Annotated in this window: 17 protein-coding genes; 11 read left to right on the forward strand and 6 right to left on the reverse strand. The window is 44.2% G+C overall.

All coding sequences use genetic code 11. The annotated features are described in order from the left end of the window. The first annotated feature begins 3 nt into the window (after positions 1-3). A complete protein-coding gene (locus NI389_RS17765; protein WP_308362738.1) occupies positions 4-1,659 on the forward strand; it encodes an alpha-keto acid decarboxylase family protein in 1,656 nt (551 codons plus the stop codon). 205 nt (positions 1,660-1,864) lie between these two features. On the opposite strand, the gene NI389_RS17770 is transcribed toward NI389_RS17765, so the two are convergent. Further along, positions 1,865-3,055, reverse strand: coding sequence for a TCR/Tet family MFS transporter (locus NI389_RS17770; protein ID WP_308362739.1), 1,191 nt, complete (start codon positions 3,053-3,055; stop codon positions 1,865-1,867). An 868-nt stretch (positions 3,056-3,923) separates the two neighbouring features. After that, positions 3,924-4,847, reverse strand: coding sequence for an AraC family transcriptional regulator (locus NI389_RS17775; protein ID WP_308362740.1), 924 nt, complete (start codon positions 4,845-4,847; stop codon positions 3,924-3,926). Positions 4,848-4,974: 127 nt separating this feature from the next. Between NI389_RS17775 and NI389_RS17780 the strand changes: the two genes are divergently transcribed. The 10 genes from NI389_RS17780 (at position 4,975) to NI389_RS17825 (ending at position 15,611) form a co-directional block, all read left to right on the forward strand. Beyond that, the gene (locus NI389_RS17780; RefSeq protein ID WP_308362741.1) at positions 4,975-5,910 is read left to right on the forward strand and encodes an alpha/beta hydrolase; all 936 of its coding nucleotides are present in this window, start codon (positions 4,975-4,977) and stop codon (positions 5,908-5,910) included. A gap of 520 nt (positions 5,911-6,430) precedes the next feature. Next, a complete protein-coding gene (locus NI389_RS17785; RefSeq protein ID WP_308362743.1) occupies positions 6,431-7,204 on the forward strand; it encodes an SDR family NAD(P)-dependent oxidoreductase in 774 nt (257 codons plus the stop codon). Between the two features lie 17 nt (positions 7,205-7,221). After that, positions 7,222-8,088, forward strand: a complete 867-nt coding sequence (locus NI389_RS17790; protein WP_308362745.1) for an oxidoreductase — start codon at positions 7,222-7,224, stop codon at positions 8,086-8,088. Positions 8,089-8,115: 27 nt separating this feature from the next. After that, positions 8,116-8,985 carry an oxidoreductase gene (locus NI389_RS17795; RefSeq protein ID WP_308362747.1) on the forward strand — a complete coding sequence of 290 codons (870 nt, stop codon included), beginning with the start codon at positions 8,116-8,118 and terminating at the stop codon, positions 8,983-8,985. Between the two features lie 832 nt (positions 8,986-9,817). After that, on the forward strand, positions 9,818-10,774 hold the full coding sequence (locus NI389_RS17800; protein WP_308363478.1) for an SDR family NAD(P)-dependent oxidoreductase: 957 nt from the start codon (positions 9,818-9,820) through the stop codon (positions 10,772-10,774). 25 nt (positions 10,775-10,799) lie between these two features. After that, entirely contained in the window at positions 10,800-11,570 is a 771-nt protein-coding gene (locus tag NI389_RS17805) for an SDR family NAD(P)-dependent oxidoreductase (RefSeq protein WP_308362748.1), read from the forward strand. Between the two features lie 20 nt (positions 11,571-11,590). Next, the gene (locus NI389_RS17810; protein ID WP_308362749.1) at positions 11,591-12,451 is read left to right on the forward strand and encodes an oxidoreductase; all 861 of its coding nucleotides are present in this window, start codon (positions 11,591-11,593) and stop codon (positions 12,449-12,451) included. Positions 12,452-12,584: 133 nt separating this feature from the next. Then, entirely contained in the window at positions 12,585-14,516 is a 1,932-nt protein-coding gene (locus NI389_RS17815) for an FUSC family protein (RefSeq protein ID WP_308362750.1), read from the forward strand. Continuing rightward, the gene (locus NI389_RS17820; protein WP_308362752.1) at positions 14,509-14,739 is read left to right on the forward strand and encodes a DUF1656 domain-containing protein; all 231 of its coding nucleotides are present in this window, start codon (positions 14,509-14,511) and stop codon (positions 14,737-14,739) included. The genes NI389_RS17815 and NI389_RS17820 overlap by 8 nt, the downstream gene beginning before the upstream one ends. Continuing rightward, positions 14,736-15,611, forward strand: coding sequence for an HlyD family secretion protein (locus tag NI389_RS17825; RefSeq protein ID WP_308362754.1), 876 nt, complete (start codon positions 14,736-14,738; stop codon positions 15,609-15,611). Before NI389_RS17820 ends, NI389_RS17825 begins: the two co-directional genes overlap by 4 nt. Before the next feature lie 65 nt (positions 15,612-15,676). On the opposite strand, the gene NI389_RS17830 is transcribed toward NI389_RS17825, so the two are convergent. The 4 genes from NI389_RS17830 to bfr (NI389_RS17845) form a co-directional block, all read right to left on the reverse strand. Beyond that, the gene (locus tag NI389_RS17830; RefSeq protein ID WP_308362757.1) at positions 15,677-15,982 is read right to left on the reverse strand and encodes a hypothetical protein; all 306 of its coding nucleotides are present in this window, start codon (positions 15,980-15,982) and stop codon (positions 15,677-15,679) included. Between the two features lie 90 nt (positions 15,983-16,072). Beyond that, on the reverse strand, positions 16,073-17,719 hold the full coding sequence (locus NI389_RS17835; protein WP_308363479.1) for a methyl-accepting chemotaxis protein: 1,647 nt from the start codon (positions 17,717-17,719) through the stop codon (positions 16,073-16,075). A 177-nt stretch (positions 17,720-17,896) separates the two neighbouring features. Beyond that, a complete protein-coding gene (gene bfr / locus NI389_RS17840; protein WP_308362759.1) occupies positions 17,897-18,379 on the reverse strand; it encodes a bacterioferritin in 483 nt (160 codons plus the stop codon). A 3-nt stretch (positions 18,380-18,382) separates the two neighbouring features. Then, positions 18,383-18,853 (reverse strand): bacterioferritin, encoded by a 471-nt coding sequence (bfr, locus tag NI389_RS17845; RefSeq protein ID WP_208845170.1) that lies wholly within the window; start codon positions 18,851-18,853, stop codon positions 18,383-18,385. Positions 18,854-18,981: the final 128 nt, after the last annotated feature.

Consider the following 18,981-nt stretch of genomic DNA (forward strand, 5'->3'; position numbering starts at 1 on the left):
AGCATGGAAACAAAATATACTGTAGGGCAATACCTTACTGAACGACTTGAACAACTCGGTTTAGGTCATCTATTCTCGATTGCTGGAGATTACACGATTGAGTGGATCAATGAGCATATTGAACCAAGTAGTATTGAACTTATAGAAGAAGTTAACGAACTAAATGCAGGCTACGCAGCAGACGGTTACGCTAGAATAAAAGGCATTGGTGCGATGTGCTTCACTTATTCAGCCGGCACACTAAGCGCCGTTAATGCCGTAGCCGCGGCGTACGCCGAGCGTGTACCGGTTGTGGTGATTAATGGGGCTCCAAGCATTAAGAAACGCCTAACAGCTCAACAAACCGGATTCATTTATCACCATATGTTAGACGGTGAAACCGATTTAAACATCTACAAGAATATCACCGCAGCGGCTGTCAAGCTAGATAACCCTGATTTAGCACCAATGCTGATTGACTTAGCGCTTACTCAATGTATTTCTCAAAAAAGACCCGCCTACATTGAGCTTTTAGAAGACATAGTGAAATTGCCATGTCAACCTCCGCAAGGGAAACTGAAACCAACAGCCATAATTGCCGATGACGCAAGCGTGGTTGCAGCTGTAGCGAAACTTAAAATCCGCTTGGAAAAAGCCGAAAAACCGGTAGTTTGGCTGGGCGCTGAAATTGATAGAATGGGACTACATGATGAAGCTAAAGCGTTAATCAAAAAATTAAACCTGCCATATGTGACCGAACTTATTAGTAAAGCCGTAGTGTCTGAAAATGACCCTTTATTTGCAGGGGTCTATGACGGGCAAGCCTCCTCTATGCTTACACAGTCATTGATTGCGAATTCCGATTTTGTGCTCGGCTTAGGTGTATGGCTTTCTGACATCAACTCGTTGGGTGCAACGGTCGACTACGATAAAACCGCATTTGTTTCTTGGGATACCGTAAGATTGGGTACTTATTTTGAGGCACAAGTCCCACTTAAAAGTTTTATCTCGAGTTTACAGTCACAATCAATTGAATGTTCAACAACTCAGCGCATAGAAACAGCTCAAGTTACCCCAAGTGAACACTTCAACGGTGCGATTTCTTACCAAGGTTTCTATGATTTTGTCCAGAGCAAAGAATTCATTAACGACAATGTGATTGTTGGCAGTGACGCTAGCTTGAATTTCTTTGGCGGCATTTTGTTAAAAGTTGGCGCACCTAGAGGCTTTGTTGCGCAACCGACTTACTCTTCAATTGGCTACATTGGTCCAGCTGCAACCGGGTTAAGTTTAGCGAAACAACCTCATCAACGAGTAGTTGCATTTACTGGTGATGGCGGCTTCCAAATGACGGTACAATGTTTGTCTACACAAACACGTTTCTCACTAAATCCCATTATTTTTATCATGGATAATGGCGTATATGGCGTTGAACAATGGCTTTATGATGCGGAGATATTCTCAACCGATCAGGCATTTTTCGAATCCTGTGTCTTACATCGCTGGGAATATAGCAAGCTCGCAGATGTGTTTGGCTGTAAAGGCTGGGTGGTCAATACCTACGACGAGCTAGAGAATGCAATGTCCGCAGCACTAGACAATTTGGATAGTCCGTCAATCATTCAGGTCAAAGTACCGCAAAAATCACTACCGAATAATGCGAAGTGGAAGAAAAAGTAAGCTAATTTGTTTGCACTACGCAGCATGAGGCGACCTGAGTGTTGTTCTTTCAGGTCGCCTCTATTGTTAAATGTTTAGCTCGACAGGCACCATTGCTTAACTCACTTTTGCCTTCTACTTTAGGCACTTTAGGTAAGTGTGGCCTTGACTAGGTTCGCGCATCAATTCGAAGAACGTTATCGCATACCTCACAAAGCGCTGTTTACTACATTATTTCGTGTACGGGCGCACGCCTGTTTAAGCACAGAACAAGTGGGATAGCAGCGACGTAAAATACCATCGTAAGTAACCAAATAGCACCTGTCCATTTGTCTTTAACAATAAAGTAAAATGAAGAAAAAAGTAGAGGAGCAATAATGGATGCCAGGCTCACTATGGACATCAAAACCCCTTGTAATTCACCTTGATGTTCTGAAGGAGTCCGTTTAGATGCCAAAGCTTGTAAAATAGGCGTGCCAATTGTGCCTAATGAGAACAAAGGAATAACCCAATAAACTTGCCATCCTTGCCAAGCCACCGCAAGCCCAATCAGTGAAAGACAAGCACAACTAAGCCCTAATATCACCGTTTTAACGTCACCAAACCATTGTTTTACAAAATCAGCAAGGTATGCCTGAACAATTATCTGACACACACCAAATAATCCGAGCGACACACCAATAGAAAGAGTACTCCAATTAAATGTGTCTTTTCCCCACAGTGCCCAGCACACTCCATAGGCCTCGCCGGTCGAACTCAACAAAAAGAACAACAACATCAAAGGTTGCAACATTTTATCGGTTGAAAACATTCTCAGCGAACGAAGTAAGTTCACTTTAGCGTCAGGTGTGTCTTTACTTCCGGTAAAGTTTGATTCAGACAAAAATAGCATGGCTAACAGAAGGTTAATCATCGAAAGGAATGAAGCAACCATAAAAGGCGCCTTCGCACCGTACTCCCCTAATAATCCTCCCAGAATAGGGCCTATTAGAAAGCCTGTCCCGAACATCGCATTTAACATTCCAAAACGTTTAGAGCGTTGGCTTAAGGTGGAACGATCTGCAATATAAGCGAAGGCGATGGCCATTGTCGCACTAGTCATGCCTGCAACTGCGCGACCAGCAAACAATACCGTAAAACTTGATGAGAGAGAGAGCATTACATAGTTTATACAGGCGCCGGCAATCGACAAAACCAATATTGGTTTGCGTCCAAACTTGTCGCTTAATGCGCCTAAAATCGGTGAAAAAACAAACTGCATGGTCGCATACAAAGCGGACATGGCCCCCAAATAAAGTGCGACATTCTCTGTTTGGCCTGTTTGTTCAAGTAGTACGGGTAAAACTGGGAAAATGATACCAATTCCAACTGCATCCAGTATTACGGCAAGATAAATTACAATTAGCGATTTTTTCATAATGTACAGTCCTGAAAAATCAGGTTAACACTTGAACTGGTTCGCGTTAACCTGACCGCATCGATAAAAGATGCTTGGGTAAACGCTGACCATGTAGAACGCTACGAGGATATGTGTTGCCAACACGCGCTGACAATTTTTCGCGGGGAACAAAATTCTATATTACGTTCCACATAAAAACAACGCCTTCATTGACAAACCGCCATTCGATGTTTTCAACGTTTCTTGAATGACCGTTTACTTAAGCATGAAGGTCAACTCACAATGTTTTAGTTCCTGTAGTTGAATTTCCATAACTCAGACAACCGAGCGTAAGAAACAGTGCAACATGATACGTCTTACAAAAAATCACTGCCCAGTAGCAAACGTTATGCGACATAACGCAGATCCAGGTATGCCCTTTTATTATCGAAAAGTGGGGCTCAAGCGATGCAGAATATCCTAAATGAGCGCATGCTATTTCAGATGAAAATAGAAACACGTGGGAAGTAAACTGGCAGATGAAATTCAGCTTAATAAGTAGAGAAACACAATCTACGTGTCCAAACTAGATTGTTCTTCAAGATACTCTTATACAAAAGAACCCTGTTTAGAAATAAATGCCGTCAAAGACGGCTATCTATCGATCTCACCTTTAGCTCAATAAAACTCGAAGCTAAATTGAATAAATTTTATTTATAAATATCAGTATATTTTATAAAAAGCATGGACTGTTCGTTCATAAACGGCTTTTTTAGATCAAAATGCACACCATACAGCCTGTGTCATCAATGAACATTCAGATAATTGATTCTGAACGCGAGGTATGCGCCATTTAGTGTTGTTTCTTAGTTTAGTAAAACACGAATGACTTAACGTATCGCAAACATTAATCAGCTGCGCTGAACTTGCGTCGATACTGGCTCGGTGAATTGTTCATCACACGTTTAAATGCGGTACTAAACGCGCTTTCAGATTCATAACCTAGCGAAAATGCAATTGTCGCAATGTTATCGACCGTATTTTTTAGCCGATCGGCAGCGAGTAACATGCGCCAGCGTGATACATACTCCATTACGGTACTACCCACAAGAGACTTAAAACGTTGTGCAAATACCGTACGAGATAAACCTCCGATACGCGCTAATTCTGCTAAGGTCCAATTATGTTCTGGCTCTGCATGAATAGCACTTATGATCAGGCTAATTTGTTTGTCTGTGAGGGCAGAAAACCAGCCTATTGGCATATCTTTCGAAGTTTCCAAATACAAACGCAGTACTTGAACTAACATTAAATGCGCCATATGAGTGGCAACAAGTGCTCCTCCCGGTTGCTTATTTTTCAGTTCCTGCGCCCAAAGAGTTAACGACCAGCGTATGACTTCGGCCTGCTCCGTTGCTTTAGAAATTGAGATTAATGAGGGCAATGCATCCAACAATACTTCAACGTGACTATTTTTAAATGAAAACAATCCGCTAATAATAAAAACATCCCCACCACCATTGTGTATAGCAAGCCCATCGTTAGCGGCTGCTTTCGCCAGTTCTTCACCATCCTGAGTTTCCAAGCCTGGCTGGGACGAGAGAATTAACCTACTACCACTATTAAGCAAAATACAGTCACCTGCATTAAATTGAATTGGTTCTTGAGAATCTTCGGTCATTCCCCAGCAAGAACCTTTGGTAATTGCCATAAACTTTATACTGTCTTTGTAGGGAGGGAAATTAAATGACCAATCTCCAGCAGCATCAAATCCAGCGTAATATTGGTTATGCGGTTGCAACAGTGACAAGACATCAGAAAGAGGATCCATTACCAACTCGTACGATCTAAAAGGTTTAACATACTTTAGAGTATGGCTAGTACCAAACGCAAGAGATAAATTAATAAGCAGGACAACTGTATTGTTGTAAATAGCCTTGAATTTTGGAGTAATCATTATGATCAAATCAGTCACTTTCAAAAGTAATACTTGGAACTTAGTCGGTACTTTGCGTCTACCAGAAAATTTTGATGAAAATAAAAAGTACCCTGCGATTATTTGTGCCCACCCAATCAGTAGTTGTAAAGAACAGACTTCAGGTCAGATTTATGGGAAAGCATTAACACAATCAGGGTTTATTACCTTAGCTTTTGACGCCTCGACTCAAGGTGAAAGTGGTGGTGAGCCCAAATACAGTGAGGACCCTTCTCAACGTGTGGAAGATTTTCGCTGCGCAGTAGATTACCTCGTGACCCTTCCTTTTGTTGATGATGAAAAAATTGGTGTATTAGGTGTATGCGGTGGTGGTGGCTACGCTGTAAATGCCGCAATGACAGAAAGACGAATTAAAGCCGTTGCTACAATCGTGGCAGCAAACTACGGGAGAATAGTGCGTGAAGGAGACTTAACGCCTGACAATGCACTAAAAACCCTCGAAGCCATAGGTGCACAACGCACCGCAGAAGCAAGAGGCAATGCTTCATTGGTGGTGCCCTACGTACCGTTCTCTAGCCAAACAGAGCTTGATGCAGCTGGGATCACCGATGTCGATCTGACTGAAGCGGTTGATTACTACCGTACATCTCGAGGTGAGCAACCAGGCTCTCCGAACAAGCTTCGCTTTACCAGCTTAGCACCAGCATTCAGCTGGGATGCGTTCGCAATGGCAGAGCTAATACTTACTCAGCCTCTACACATTGTAGTTGGGGGTGGTAAAGCCGGTGCGTTTGGTTCATACCGAGATGGCTTTGATTTGTTTAATCGAGCGCGTTCAAGCCAAAAAACCATACACGTGGTAGAGGGTGCTACGCATTACGATTTATATGATCAGCCGCAAGCAACTGAACAGGCCTTGGCTCAGGTCATTCCTTTCTTCAAACAGTTCCTAAGTTAAATTATAGCCTTGCTATCACCCTAGTAACGACCAGGGTGATAGCAAACTAGATTATGTTTTAACCGAAGAAGGTTAGTAAACGTATCCAGGGCAACATGCGCTGGTGACTAAAGATTCATTTCTATACTGAAATCTTAACCTTAATTCATGACTGTTAATTTGAACGCGCCTTTCTCATGAAATAAATCTCTGGCACCTTTTATGAAAAAATCTAATGGAGGCTCAATTATTCAGATAGCCTCCACAGGAACTCAGATTGTTTTCCCCTACTGTTCCCCATAAACACATCATCAAAAGGTGCTTGCTGACACCTGAGCATATAGGTCGTCATTAATTACACAAAATAGATCATATGAGTCAATACCGTTTTCCCTGAACAATTCAAACACACAATCCGTACGATCAACAAAGATAATTAGACTTTGAAGCATGGATGGTACTAGGTGGCTATTGCATAATAAATCAACCTCAACTAGGCAGCGTCGCTTTACTACGCTCTAACCCGAACAGGAGATTAACCATGAAACGTCTAGTCAACAAAGTCGCAATTATAACAGGTGCCGGCAGCGGTACTGGTATAGGCGCAGTTATTGCCCGAGTATTCGCAGCCGAGGGCGCGGTGGTTGTCATTACTGGTAATAAAAACCGCGTTGATAACATGAATGCGCTGGTTGATGAAATTACCGCTAAAGGTCAGGTCGCATCTATGTCAGTACTTGACGTCACTAGTCAAGCACAATGGGATGATGTCGTTAACGACACCATCAATCGCTACGGAAAAATTGACATTCTTATTAATAATGCTGGCACGCCAGGACCCAGAGACGGCAGCTGGGACAGCGCAACTGCGGAAGATTTCCACCATGTAATGAACGTTAACCTCAACAGTCAGTTTTACGGTATTAAAGCCGTAATGCCATTTATGGAAAAGTCCGGACAAGGCGCTATTGTCAACATTGGTTCAGCCGCAGGAATTATTGTTTTTCCTGATGTACCACCGGGTTATAGCGCTTCAAAAGGGGCAAGCCGTCACTTAACGAAAGCCGCAGCAGTTGATTTCGCTCGACGTGGCATACGTGTGAACGGCATCAGTCCAGGGCTAATTGCAACGCCTATGGCGACACATTTTACTGAAGACGAAGAGATGATGAAAACCTTGCGCCAAGGCATTCCTCTTGGGCGCGCTGGAACATCCGAAGAAATTGCTAAGGTGGCGTTGTTCTTAGCGAGTGATGAATCATCTTACATCATCGGCTCAGATCTTGTCGTCGATGGCGGAATGACACTGATTTAACTTGGTACAAAGAAAATATGAGTATTGATAAGAAAGTATGGTTAATCACGGGCGCCTCTTCTGGCTTTGGCAAATCACTCGCACAGGCAGTGATTAAACAAGGAGATTATGTTGCCATCACGGCGCGACGTCTAAAGCGTTTAGAAGAATTAGCTAAAGGTAACGAATCACAAGTTTTGACCCTCGCTGTAGATATGACTGACAGTGAAGCAAGAAATCAAGCAGTTAACGAAACCATTTCACACTTTGGTCGTATAGATGTTCTGGCTAATGTCGCAGGGAGTGGCTCTCTTGGTGCAGTTGAAGAGTTTAGTGAGCAAGAATTAAGGTCACAATTCGAGCTGAACTTCTTTGCGACAGCAGAGCTTACCCGAGCAATCTTGCCGCACATGCGAGAACAAGGTAGTGGCCATATTCTTACCGTAACGAGTGTTGCTGGATTGGCTCCTATCACTGGCGTTGGTCCATATTGTGCGAGTAAGTTCGCGCTAGAAGCATGGACTGAAACACTTGCTAAAGAGGTTGAGTCGATGGGGATAAAAGTCACGTTAGTTGAACCTGGCTCATTTCGAACAGGGTTTGCAGGCGATGCAAACGTACGACCTAAAAATCGTATTGACAGTTATCAGGATATTGTCGGGCCAGTGGAGGTCTTTCTTGAGAATAATGCAGGTAACGAGCTGGGGGATCCTAACAAAGCAGCTGAGGTGATGATCAAGGTGACCCAGTCACCGCGAGCACCAAAACGCCTGATGCTTGGGGCTGACGCTTTTACACTTTGGGATAGAACCATTGCAGATCGAATAGACGATATCAATACGTGGAAAGAATTGGGCTTAGATACAGCATGTGAAGGTGCACAGCCCAAACCCATCGGCGAATAACGACTTAGAATATAAGAGGAATAAATTATGGCAAGTAATGTCCAAAACGTATGGTTTATTAGTGGTGCGTCATCAGGATTAGGAAAGTCTCTGGCAGAAGCCGTCATCGCAAATGGCGACAAAGCCATTATCACCGCACGCAGACTAGATCGACTCGAAGCAATAGCAGCAGGACATGAGGAAAACGTACTACCCCTTGCGATGGATGTCACCGATGAAGCAGCTCGTAATAAAGCCATAACACAAGCAATCCGTCATTTTGGCAGAATCGATGTACTCGCCAATATGGCCGGAAGCGGCGTTGCTGGTGCATGTGAAGAATTTAGCCTATCGCAAATGCGCCAACAAATGGAACTTAACTTTTTTGCTACGGCTGAACTTACCAAAGCTGTGTTACCGCAAATGAGAAAGCAGGGTTGTGGCAATATTCTTACGGTGAGCAGCATTGCGGGTTTAGTGGCGATGAATGCCGCAGGTCCTTATTGCGCCGCGAAGTTTGCGATTGAAGGTTGGACAGAGTCGCTCGCACTTGAGGTAAAGCACATGGGCATTGATGTTACTTTGATAGAGCCAGGAGCATTTCGCACTGAATTTGCAGGAGATGCCAATATGCGCCCTGAGAACAGTATTGAAGCCTATCGCCCCGTGGTTGAACCTTTTGAAACCTACCTAAAAGAATCGGCTGGAAAGCAAATGGGAGATCCAGCAAAAGCCGCTCAGCGCATGCTCGAGGTTGTCGCCAGTGACAACGCGCCGTATCGCCTCATGCTGGGTCGTGATGCTTACAGCATGTGGGATGACACTATCAACAAACGCTTGAGAGATATGAACAGTTGGCGTGAACGTGGTATAGATACCGCCTTCGACAATGCTCAAATGGTGGATATTCAATTGTAATTAACGGTTGACAGCGTTTAAACACAACAACAACTGAGTCAAAGTAGGCAACGTTGCCTACTTTGACTTGATTCATGAAATAAATTGTCAGCTTTTTTCTTTAACCCACTTTCTATCCAAGCAGAACCATCTGAGCTTGGATACAAATGCAGCCTGAAACATGGATGATAACGATAAGATTTTGGTCATTTCTATACTTAATTACGATTTTAGAAGCATTATCAGACCTGTTATTTATCCGTAATATCGTCTTTTCAACATTACACTGCGTCCCCCAATCGATTAAAGATTGTTTTGAAATATCACAAAGGCAGTACCAGAAGAGATGCCTGAATCTATTGTATCTATTTGGCGAGAAAAATTTTTAATAAACCTCCCGCAACAATTCCTTCTTCGCCTCTCTCGATGAAATTGCTTACATGCACCGAATTGGATACCGACCTATCCGCTGCCCGCATAAATTCAATTAGTTTGACCGTTCTAAGAAGTAACGGGTAGAGCACCATTTACATTAGTACGTTCCATTCGACAGTGCTCGCTTGGCAGGAATACTGGAACAAGTGTTGGCAATAACCATTCATCACCGTATCAAGGTTGCTACTCCAACATAAGAAGAGAAGACCGACTTGAATCGACCACATTGTCGAGGGCATTGGCCGTTGGGCTTTTTAAATGATTAATGAATCCAAACGTCGACATCGATTTCCGTACGATCAAAAGGGTATTTGGGACTTAATGGTATGTTTAGTTCGAAACATAGCGCTTAAAATAACTTTAACAAATTGACAATTAGATATCAGCTACGGTCTTTAAAAAGATCCGCGAGGTTATGATGAATTCAGAACAATTCCCTGTTAACTCTGGATTTGGTTTCAAATCAACAGCAGATGAAGTATTAGCAGACATCAATCTTCAAGGCAAGTTAGCAATAGTGACCGGTGGTCATTCCGGTTTAGGGCTTGAAACAACGAAGGCTCTTAGCTCAGCAGGTGCACAAGTACTGGTACTGGCGCGCAACTCAGAAGCAGCACGTGAAGCGCTTGCAGGTATAAAGAATGTCCAAGTTGAACAGCTAGATTTAGCCGATATACAAAGTATTCGCTGGTTCGCGCAGCGGTTTACCCTTAGCAATCAAACAGCGGATATCATTATCTGCAATGCAGCGGTAATGGCAAACCCAGAAACCCGCATAGGCAATGGATGGGAGTCTCAGTTTGGTACTAATCATTTAGGTCATTACGCTTTGGTCAACCTACTTTGGCCCGCTATTGCCCCGGGTGCGCGGGTTGTGTCACTTTCTTCGATGGGACATCACTTTTCACCAATACGCTGGGATGACGTGCAATTTAATAAAGGCTACGACAAATGGTTGGCTTATGGTCAATCCAAAACCGCTATAGCGCTATTCGCCAAGCAGTTAGATATCTTCGCACAAGCTAAGGGCGTACGTTCCTTTGCTGTTCATCCAGGCAAAATCTACACCCCTCTGCAACGCCACATGGACATGACAGAAATGCAAGCTCTTGGCTGGTTTGATGATAAAGAAGTCCTTATCGATCCAGCTTTCAAAACCCCACCACAAGGCGCAGCTACCACAGTTTGGGCGGCGACCTCGCCACTGTTAGTGAACAAAGGTGGTTTGTATTGTGCTAATTGTGATGTGTCGTATGTGGATGATGGGGACGAACTTCAAGAAACTGCCGTTCGCAGCTACGCCATTGATGCTGAACAAGCAAAACGCCTGTGGGATTTGTCTGCAAAATTAACCGGTATTAATGCATTTGCATAATACGTTATTTGTTAGGAGAAACGAGATGAAAGTACTTCTGCAAGGTAAAACGGCCGTAATTACTGGTGGCAGCGATGGCATTGGTCGGGCCACGGCTGAGCTGTTTCTAGCCGAGGGGGCAAATGTGGTGATTACCGCCCGAAGACAACACAAATTAGATGAAGTAGTACGGGCATTAAGTACATCCGGAGGTAAGGTGATTGGTGTGGTGGCCGATTCTGCTGACCGTGATGCGCCGAAGTTGGTGTTTGAACGCGCTATTGACGCTTTCGGAAAGGTGGACATTTTAGTCAACAACGCCGGCATTGCTGATTTATGCTCGATTGAAGAGACCACCGATGACGTTTTAGAGCAAGTCGTCAACGTGAATTACCTTGGCGTATTCCGTTTCTGCCGCGAGGCAATAAAGCACTTTCTGCCCAACAATACGGGGATAATCGTTAATGTTTCATCCGTGAATGCAGCACTTCCGGTGTGTGGTCCTGCTTATACGTCAACTAAAGGGGCGGTCAACAACCTGACACAGAATATCGCTATTCGTTTTGCGGGAACGGGCATCCGTTGTAATGCGGTGGCACCAGGCGCAACTGAGACCAATCTTGCTAGAGCTTACTTTGATGGCAACATGCTCGGCGGCTGCTCCGGTATGGCGAAGTATGGGGCACTTTACAGCAACCTAGGGCTACCTGCGACCAAACCTGAAGATCAAGCCAATGCAATTCTTTATCTTGCCAGCGATATGTCGCGCGCTGTCACGGGCCGTGTATTAACGGTCGATAATGGCATCAATTTCTAACCGCTATAGGAACGAACAAAATGAGTAAAGTTTGGTTTATTACCGGAGCCTCATCCGGTTTTGGAAAAGAATTAGCGAAACTGGTTTTGGCTAAAGGAGATAGCGCAGTGCTGACTGCTCGCCGTCTTGAACCGCTAAAAGAAATCGCTGCTGAGTTTGGTGAACGTGCTTTTGCGCTGTCATTGGATGTCACAGATGCAGATAATCGCGCCCATGCATTAAAGGCCGCCATTGTAAAATTTGGCCGCATCGACGTACTGGCAAACATCGCTGGCGCGGGTTCTTATGGTGCGCTGGAAAATTTCTCTTCGGAGCAGATCCGTCAGCAAATGGAGCTCAATTTCTTTGCAGCAGCAGAACTATCCCGCGAAGTTTTGCCACAAATGCGGCAACAGCAATCTGGGCATATTCTCAATTTAACCAGTATTGCGGGTATGGTTGCATTCCCTGGTAGTGGTTTGTACAACGCCTCGAAGTTTGCTTTAGAAGGCTTTACCGAAGCCCTACATCACGAGGTGAAACCCTTAGGAATAGCCGTTACGCTGATAGAACCGGGGGCTTTTCGTACCGATTTTGCCAGTAGCGCGGCAATGAAAGCTGTAGGCCAAATTGAAGCGTATGCTCCACTGACTTCGGATATGGAAGACTACTACACCACTCAAAATGGCCAGCAAATGGGCGACCCGATTAAAGGGATGCAAGTGGTTGTCGACATGGTGGAGAGTGAGAACGCACCTGTACGTTTACTGTTGGGCGAAGATGCTTATCAGCTGTGGGACGGTGCAGTCGCATCACGCACCCGTGATCTCTCCAAATGGCGTGAACGTGGAGAAGCAACAACAATCCCTGGAGCGCTGATGAATCCGGTTGAAGCGCTTTAAGAAAGGCCACTACGGAGCCATTGAGTAATCGATGGCTTCGTATTTAAGCGAGCTACTCAGGACCTCTGCAAAATAGAGATCCCAAGAGGTTATCGACAATCCTCATTCCAAACTAGCAGTAGAAATCGAACAAATGAATATTTCGCGTCAACAGTGTTTATTCTCCGTCAAAGTCTATATTTCGGCAATGCTCGCCTATCTTATGGCAGTCGAGTTGGGATTAGCCAACCCTTATTGGGCGATGGTCACCTGCTGCGTGCTCAGTAATCCGCTGTCTGCCGTCGTTCGTGCCAAAGCCACTTACCGATTTGCAGGCACACTTTTCGCTGGATTCATTTCCTTGTTACTCTGCGCTTTGTTAGTGAACGAACCGCTCATTTTGGTGATGGTCACCGGTTTGGTTTCTTCCGCGATTCTGGCGTTATCTTATGCCGATAGAACCCCAAGGGCTTACAGTCTGCAACTGGCTGGCGTAACGATTATGCTGGTTCTGGTGGCCTATCTTGATCAGCCAGAGAGTATGTTTACCATGGTAGTGACACGAGTGGTCGAAATTTGCATTGGCATTCTGTCTGTCACCTTTGTTGATGCTTTGATTTTTCCAGAGACCACGCAAACGATGCTTCAATTGCGAGTCGATAACTGGATAAGTGATCTCAAAGCATGGCGTGATGATTGTCTAACTGGAATTGCAGATCAAACCACAGAACGGGATCGACTGGCCTTGCTTGCCGACGTGTCATCGCTGTCTCAGTTAGTTTCGACCATGAAACTAGACCATGCTGTCGATCGACAAACTCGCCAAGCTATGATTGCTCTGCAAAGACAGATCATGGCGATGATTCCGAGCTTGTCAGCGCTGGGGCATGCCATTCATAGCTTGTCGCCAGAGACTCGTGGTCGCCTGTCGCCCAGTGTTGAAAGCTGGAAAGCAAACAACGAGGTCATGCAGCCCATTGTGATACCGAAAGCGGTTTACCAACTCGCGTCGCCTTGGGAAAAACTGGTTCTTGAACGCGTGCAGCGACTACTCAATCAGCACCTCTCCGACTGGGCATCGGTTACGGCGTTTCAACACTTTTTGGCTGGAAAACCGACACACGTTTGTAGGCACCACGCAGCTATCAAGGCCAAGGCATTTCCACTGCCGCCCGATACCGGATTAATGCTGCGCATGTTTGTAGGGATTTTGCTGTCCTACTCGCTGCTCAGCACGTTCTGGTACTTCACCGGATGGAACCAAGGCCCCAATATGGTCTTGTTGGGTGTCGTCGCCATTAGCTTTTTTGGCGGGGGCGATGAACCTGGCATGGCAATCATGCACTTTGGACGCTTTGCCTTTATATCGACTTTAACGGCATTTATTTTGGGGTATGTTTTGTTGCCTCTGGCTAATAGCCAAACTAGCTTTCTGCTTATCATGGCGGCATTTATGTTGCCAATGGGAATTTGGGCCTCGAAGAATCCATTAGCGATGTTGGTATTGGCTTTAAGTCTAAGTAACGTCAACTTCCAGAATCATTACTCCCCATTCACTATCGGGTTCTTTTTGGAAAGTGCCATAGCGATGTTGGTGGGCGTATTTGTGGCATTCATTGCTATTGCCTTGTCTCGACGTTGGGGCGCGCAACATGCTCTACAACACTTGCTAAAACGCGAACATCAGGATCAGCAAACATTGGTTCACACATTTGATGATGCTGCAATTGAAACCTACGCGACGCGTTCTTTAGACCGAATGGCGTTGCAAGTCTCAAGACTAGGGGCAGCGCTTGGCAAAGAGAGCCTTATTCTGCTTAATCACCTGAAAGCCAACATCACGATGGCCAAGTTGAGACAGTTGAGCGACTTTCACCCAATGTCGTCAACTCTTCAACCGCTATTAGAAGTGCTCAGTCTACAAGACTATCACCCTGAGCATTCAGCCGAAGAACATCTCCGTCTCCTCGATCACATTCTCGAACGAGCTAACAACGAACACCAAACGGACGTAGTCCAACTATTAACTGGATTAAGAATGGCGCTTTATCCAACTGCACCGGATTGGACTCCTTTGTATGCTTAGCGAACTTGATATTCTTGGGATATACATTTCACCACTGCTGATGTGCATAGTGTTGGCCTTCTTTCTTCGCATACTCCTATCGAGCCTTCTCGTCAAAGTCGGAGTGTATAGGCTGATCGCACAAAGACCCATTTTCGATTCCGCTTTATATATTTCGCTCGTCGGTTTGCTCTTCCATCTGTTTGCGATCATTACCACACCAATAGGTCACTCATTATCATGATAAAACATAAAGTTTTTTCGAGTTTAAAAATTCTGATAACAATAAGTTCAGTGTTGCTTGCGAGTTATGTTGTATGGAATCTTTATACTTACTACCACTATGCGCCACAAACTCGTGACGGAAGAATTCGTGCAGATATCGTGGCGCTTGCGGCTGATATTTCAGGCACTGTCGACACAGTCCACGTTCACGATAACCAGACAGTACGAAAAGGTACGCTGCTATTTAGCTTGGACAAAAAGCGCTTGAAAAGTGAAATAAAACAAGCTGAAGCGATGGTAAAACAAGCTGAAGTGATACTTCAGGCGGCGGACAGAGAATACAAACGTTATCTACGATTGAACAGTGCCGTTTCGGAGCAGCTACTGGAAGACAAACATGACGAACGTATATTGGCTCAAGCTAGCTTGGAGAAGTGTCTAGCTGATCTTGAATTGGTGGAGATCAACCTGAGCCGAGCCGACATCTACTCACCAGTCGATGGCGTGATCACCAACTTTTCACTGAGACCAGGCTCCTTTGCTGCTGCAGGCGTACCTGTTATGGCACTTATTGATCTAAACAGTTTTTATGTCTCTGGCTATTTTGAAGAAACCAAACTGAGTCGAATTCAAAATGGTGCTGCTGCTACGATCTTTGTAATGGGTGAAAGTCAACCAATATATGGTCATGTTGAAGGGTTATCGGCAGGCATAAATGACCGTGAGAGAACCACTGCTACTGGTACCTTGTTAGCCAATGTGAACTCGACATTCAGTTGGATACGTCTGGCTCAGCGCATTCCCGTTCGCATCAAAATCGATATTATGCCAAAAGAGTTCGCGTTGATTGCTGGGCGCACGGTTTCTGTTTCTTTAGAAGAATCTCACTAAATAACAATGTTCCTGAGCTGCTAAAGGAGCCTATACGCAAACAGCATATCGCACAATGACCATCGCTAATCCACTTCAACAGTCACGCGACAGTCAATATGTTTGAGCATTTGATTGAGCTGATTTGGCGCGCTGAATGCGTTAATCGAGTGGTTATGTTGCACGTTGAGCAAAATTTCACATTGTTCAATTTGTACATGTTGCCTAACTATAAACATGTTGATGTCATCCATCGAATACACCGTCAATGGGGCTTTGCCACTATACGCTAAATCTGGCTGTACTTGGCATTGTGCGTCTTGTACTTCTTTTGTGAAGGTAAGGGCTTGTAACTTAGTTAAACCACTGACTCGAAAGTAGACTGTTAGCATGTGTCGATTTTAATCGTTAAAAATAGGCATTATAGTTAAGCCCAGCATTGAATAGCAATGGCGCTTTAGCACACGCCAAAAAACTCATTTCTACAATTTAAACTTCGCTACTTTGCTTTGAAGTGTGCTCGCGAGCGCGGCAAGTTCTTGACTCGCGATGGCATTTTGTCGCGAACTTTCTGACACCGTTTTAATACTGCTATTGAATTCATTTATATTCCTAGAAATGTCGGCCGCAACCGTCGTTTGTTCTTCCGTAGCAGTAGAAACCTGAATGTTCATATCTGCAATCGTCGTAATGGAATACGATATTTCTTCAATCGCACTTTGAGACTCTTCCGAATGTTTCACACTCGTCGATGCACATTGCTGTGCTTTCTCCATACTACCAACTGCGGTTTTTGACGCCTGCTGCAACCGCAAAATCATATCACTGATACGTTCAGTTGCTTGTTGAGTGTTATGGGCTAACTGCCTTACTTCGTCTGCAACAACAGCAAATCCACGACCCGAATCCCCCGCTCGCGCAGCTTCAATTGCCGCATTCAACGCAAGTAAATTCGTTTGTTCAGCCACCCCTTGGATCATTTGAACAACGGAATTAATTTCATTGGCTTGCTCGCTCAAATTCACTATAACTTGAGTGCTTTCATCAATCACTTTGTTGAGTGTTTGAATGGAGTCAATATTCGCGGCAATTTTACCAATGCCAGCTTTAGCGGCGACGTCGGAATCGGTTGCTTTTCCGGCGGTTAACTCTGCATTGTTGGCAACTTCCTGAATTGCTGCACTCATTTGTGTGACGGCTGTGGCTATCATTTCAGTTTGTTGCTGCTGATCACTCGCCGTATTCGCAACCTGATTTGAAATAACCTGCATTTCTTCCGCTGCAGACCCCAATGTCATTGAAGCACCATTCACCTCTTTTAGAATCGTTCTAAATGCACAGAGCATGTCGTTAACACTCGATGCAGTTTCTGCAATTTCATCACTGCCCACCACTTCGGAGTCTTTTCGTAAATCCGCTTCACTCGCAATATGCGAAACGGTACGTTGCAACGCGCGCAGCGGTCGAAATATTGATCGATAGATCAATGTTGCACCTAAAATTAAAATGCCAATCATCGCCGCCATTGTTACAATCAGTAGCATGCGAGTTTCTTTTGCTTTCGCATCCGCCTCATTACGAAAACGGCCTGATTCATCCAATTGCAGATTAATTAAAGCCTCTAAACTGCCTGAAAAAGGGTCCATGAACGCATACAATTTAGGCACAAATTCATCATTACTCATTTGCTTCAGCTGCCCACTGCCGAGCTGTTGTTTCATCACCTGAATTTCGGTATTCGCCTTTTTCATTAGTCTATCGCTGATATCAACCAGTCGAGCTTCTTCACTCGTCAATTTGGTTTGTTTATATTGCCCCCAAACTTTTTCAGCATTTGTCATTGCATCATCTATTTGCCCTTTTAGGTTCTCAGCGGTTAATTGCGAAGCTCGATATTTATGAAAGCTATCGACTATCTGCACCGCGTAAACATCAGAGACGGCCTTTATTTGTTTTAATGGAATAACCCTATCTTCATAAAGACTATCAATTCCGTTTACTAATCCAGACATAATTTTCAATGAAAAAAGGGTGGTAAATACTAGAGCAATCAAGGGAACAGCAGCGAGTATGATGAGTCGGTTACGAACAGAAATTGAATTAAGCATATCTTTTAAACGACAAAGCATTGTTTTATTAAAGCGTACAATCAGCCTTTCATTTGTCAAAATTTTGCCTGAGATTCAAACCAAAAGCCTATAGGTGCAATTTAAATAGGAAGAAAGAACTAGATTCACCATTCCCATAAATAAAAAAACCACCTTTTTAAGGTGGTTTTCCGAACCGATACAAACAACATCGAGCGGTTATTCATGCCCTTGTGCCATCTGACTCTGAATGTAATTTGGCAGCCCCATGAGTTTTATCATATTAATATGCTGCTCTAACCAATAGATGTGATCCATTTCGGTGTCATCAAGCAGGGTTTGCAGGATTTCACGGCTCACGTAATCTTGTGCCTTTTCGCATTCCGCAATGACTTTTTTCAAATGCGCAGCAACTTCACGCTCAGCGTTCAAATCGTTTGCCAACATTTCTTCTACATTACTGCCAACATGAATTGCCTTTCTGGATGCCGTATCCGGTACACCTTCCAGAAATAAAATTCGCTCAATAATTCTCTTGGCGTGGTCTAATTCTTCTTCGTATTCGTGCGCGAGTTTGTGGTGCAGTTGCTCAATGCCCCAGTCCTCATACATTTTGCTGTGGGCAAGGTATTGATCCATTGAGGTGAGTTCAAGCGTAAGTTGCACGTTCAATAAGTCGATAATAGTCTGATTACCTTGCATAAGTTAGTCCTCTAGCATGGATTGCAGATAGTTTTGGATACCTATGTTTAGAATGAGCGATTGCTGCGTTTCTATCCAGTCTACATATTCTTCTTCGTATTCCAGAATGTCGGTCAACAGATCTCGGCTTACATAGTCCTGTTCTTTTTCACACAAGGCGATAGCGGCTCGAAGTGCCGGTAGTTGGTCCATTTCAAACATTAAATCACAACTGAGCATTTCTTCGGTATGCTCCCCGATCCGCAGTTTTTCGAGGTGTTGTAAATTAGGTAATCCTTCTAAAAAAAGGATCCGTTCAATTAAATCATCAGCCTGTTTCATGTCCTTGATGGACTTCTTATACGCTTTCTCATTTAATTCTTCTAATCCCCAATTTTTAAACATACGAGCATGTAAAAAGAATTGGTTAATCGACGTAAGTTCGAGCGTAAGTATGCGGTTTAACTCGACTAACACTTGTTTGTTCCCTTGCATAAATCCCCCAAATTGACAGACAGGCGCCACTTAACCCTAGCCTATTTTATGGGCAAATCAAGAACGAAATGAACCTAACAGATTTTAAATATACTCTTTTAAAATAAAGGACTTATAACATAATTAAG

The sequence above is a fragment of the Pseudoalteromonas xiamenensis genome, assembly GCF_030994125.1.
GTDB classification, from domain to species: Bacteria; Pseudomonadota; Gammaproteobacteria; order Enterobacterales; family Alteromonadaceae; genus Pseudoalteromonas; species Pseudoalteromonas xiamenensis_B.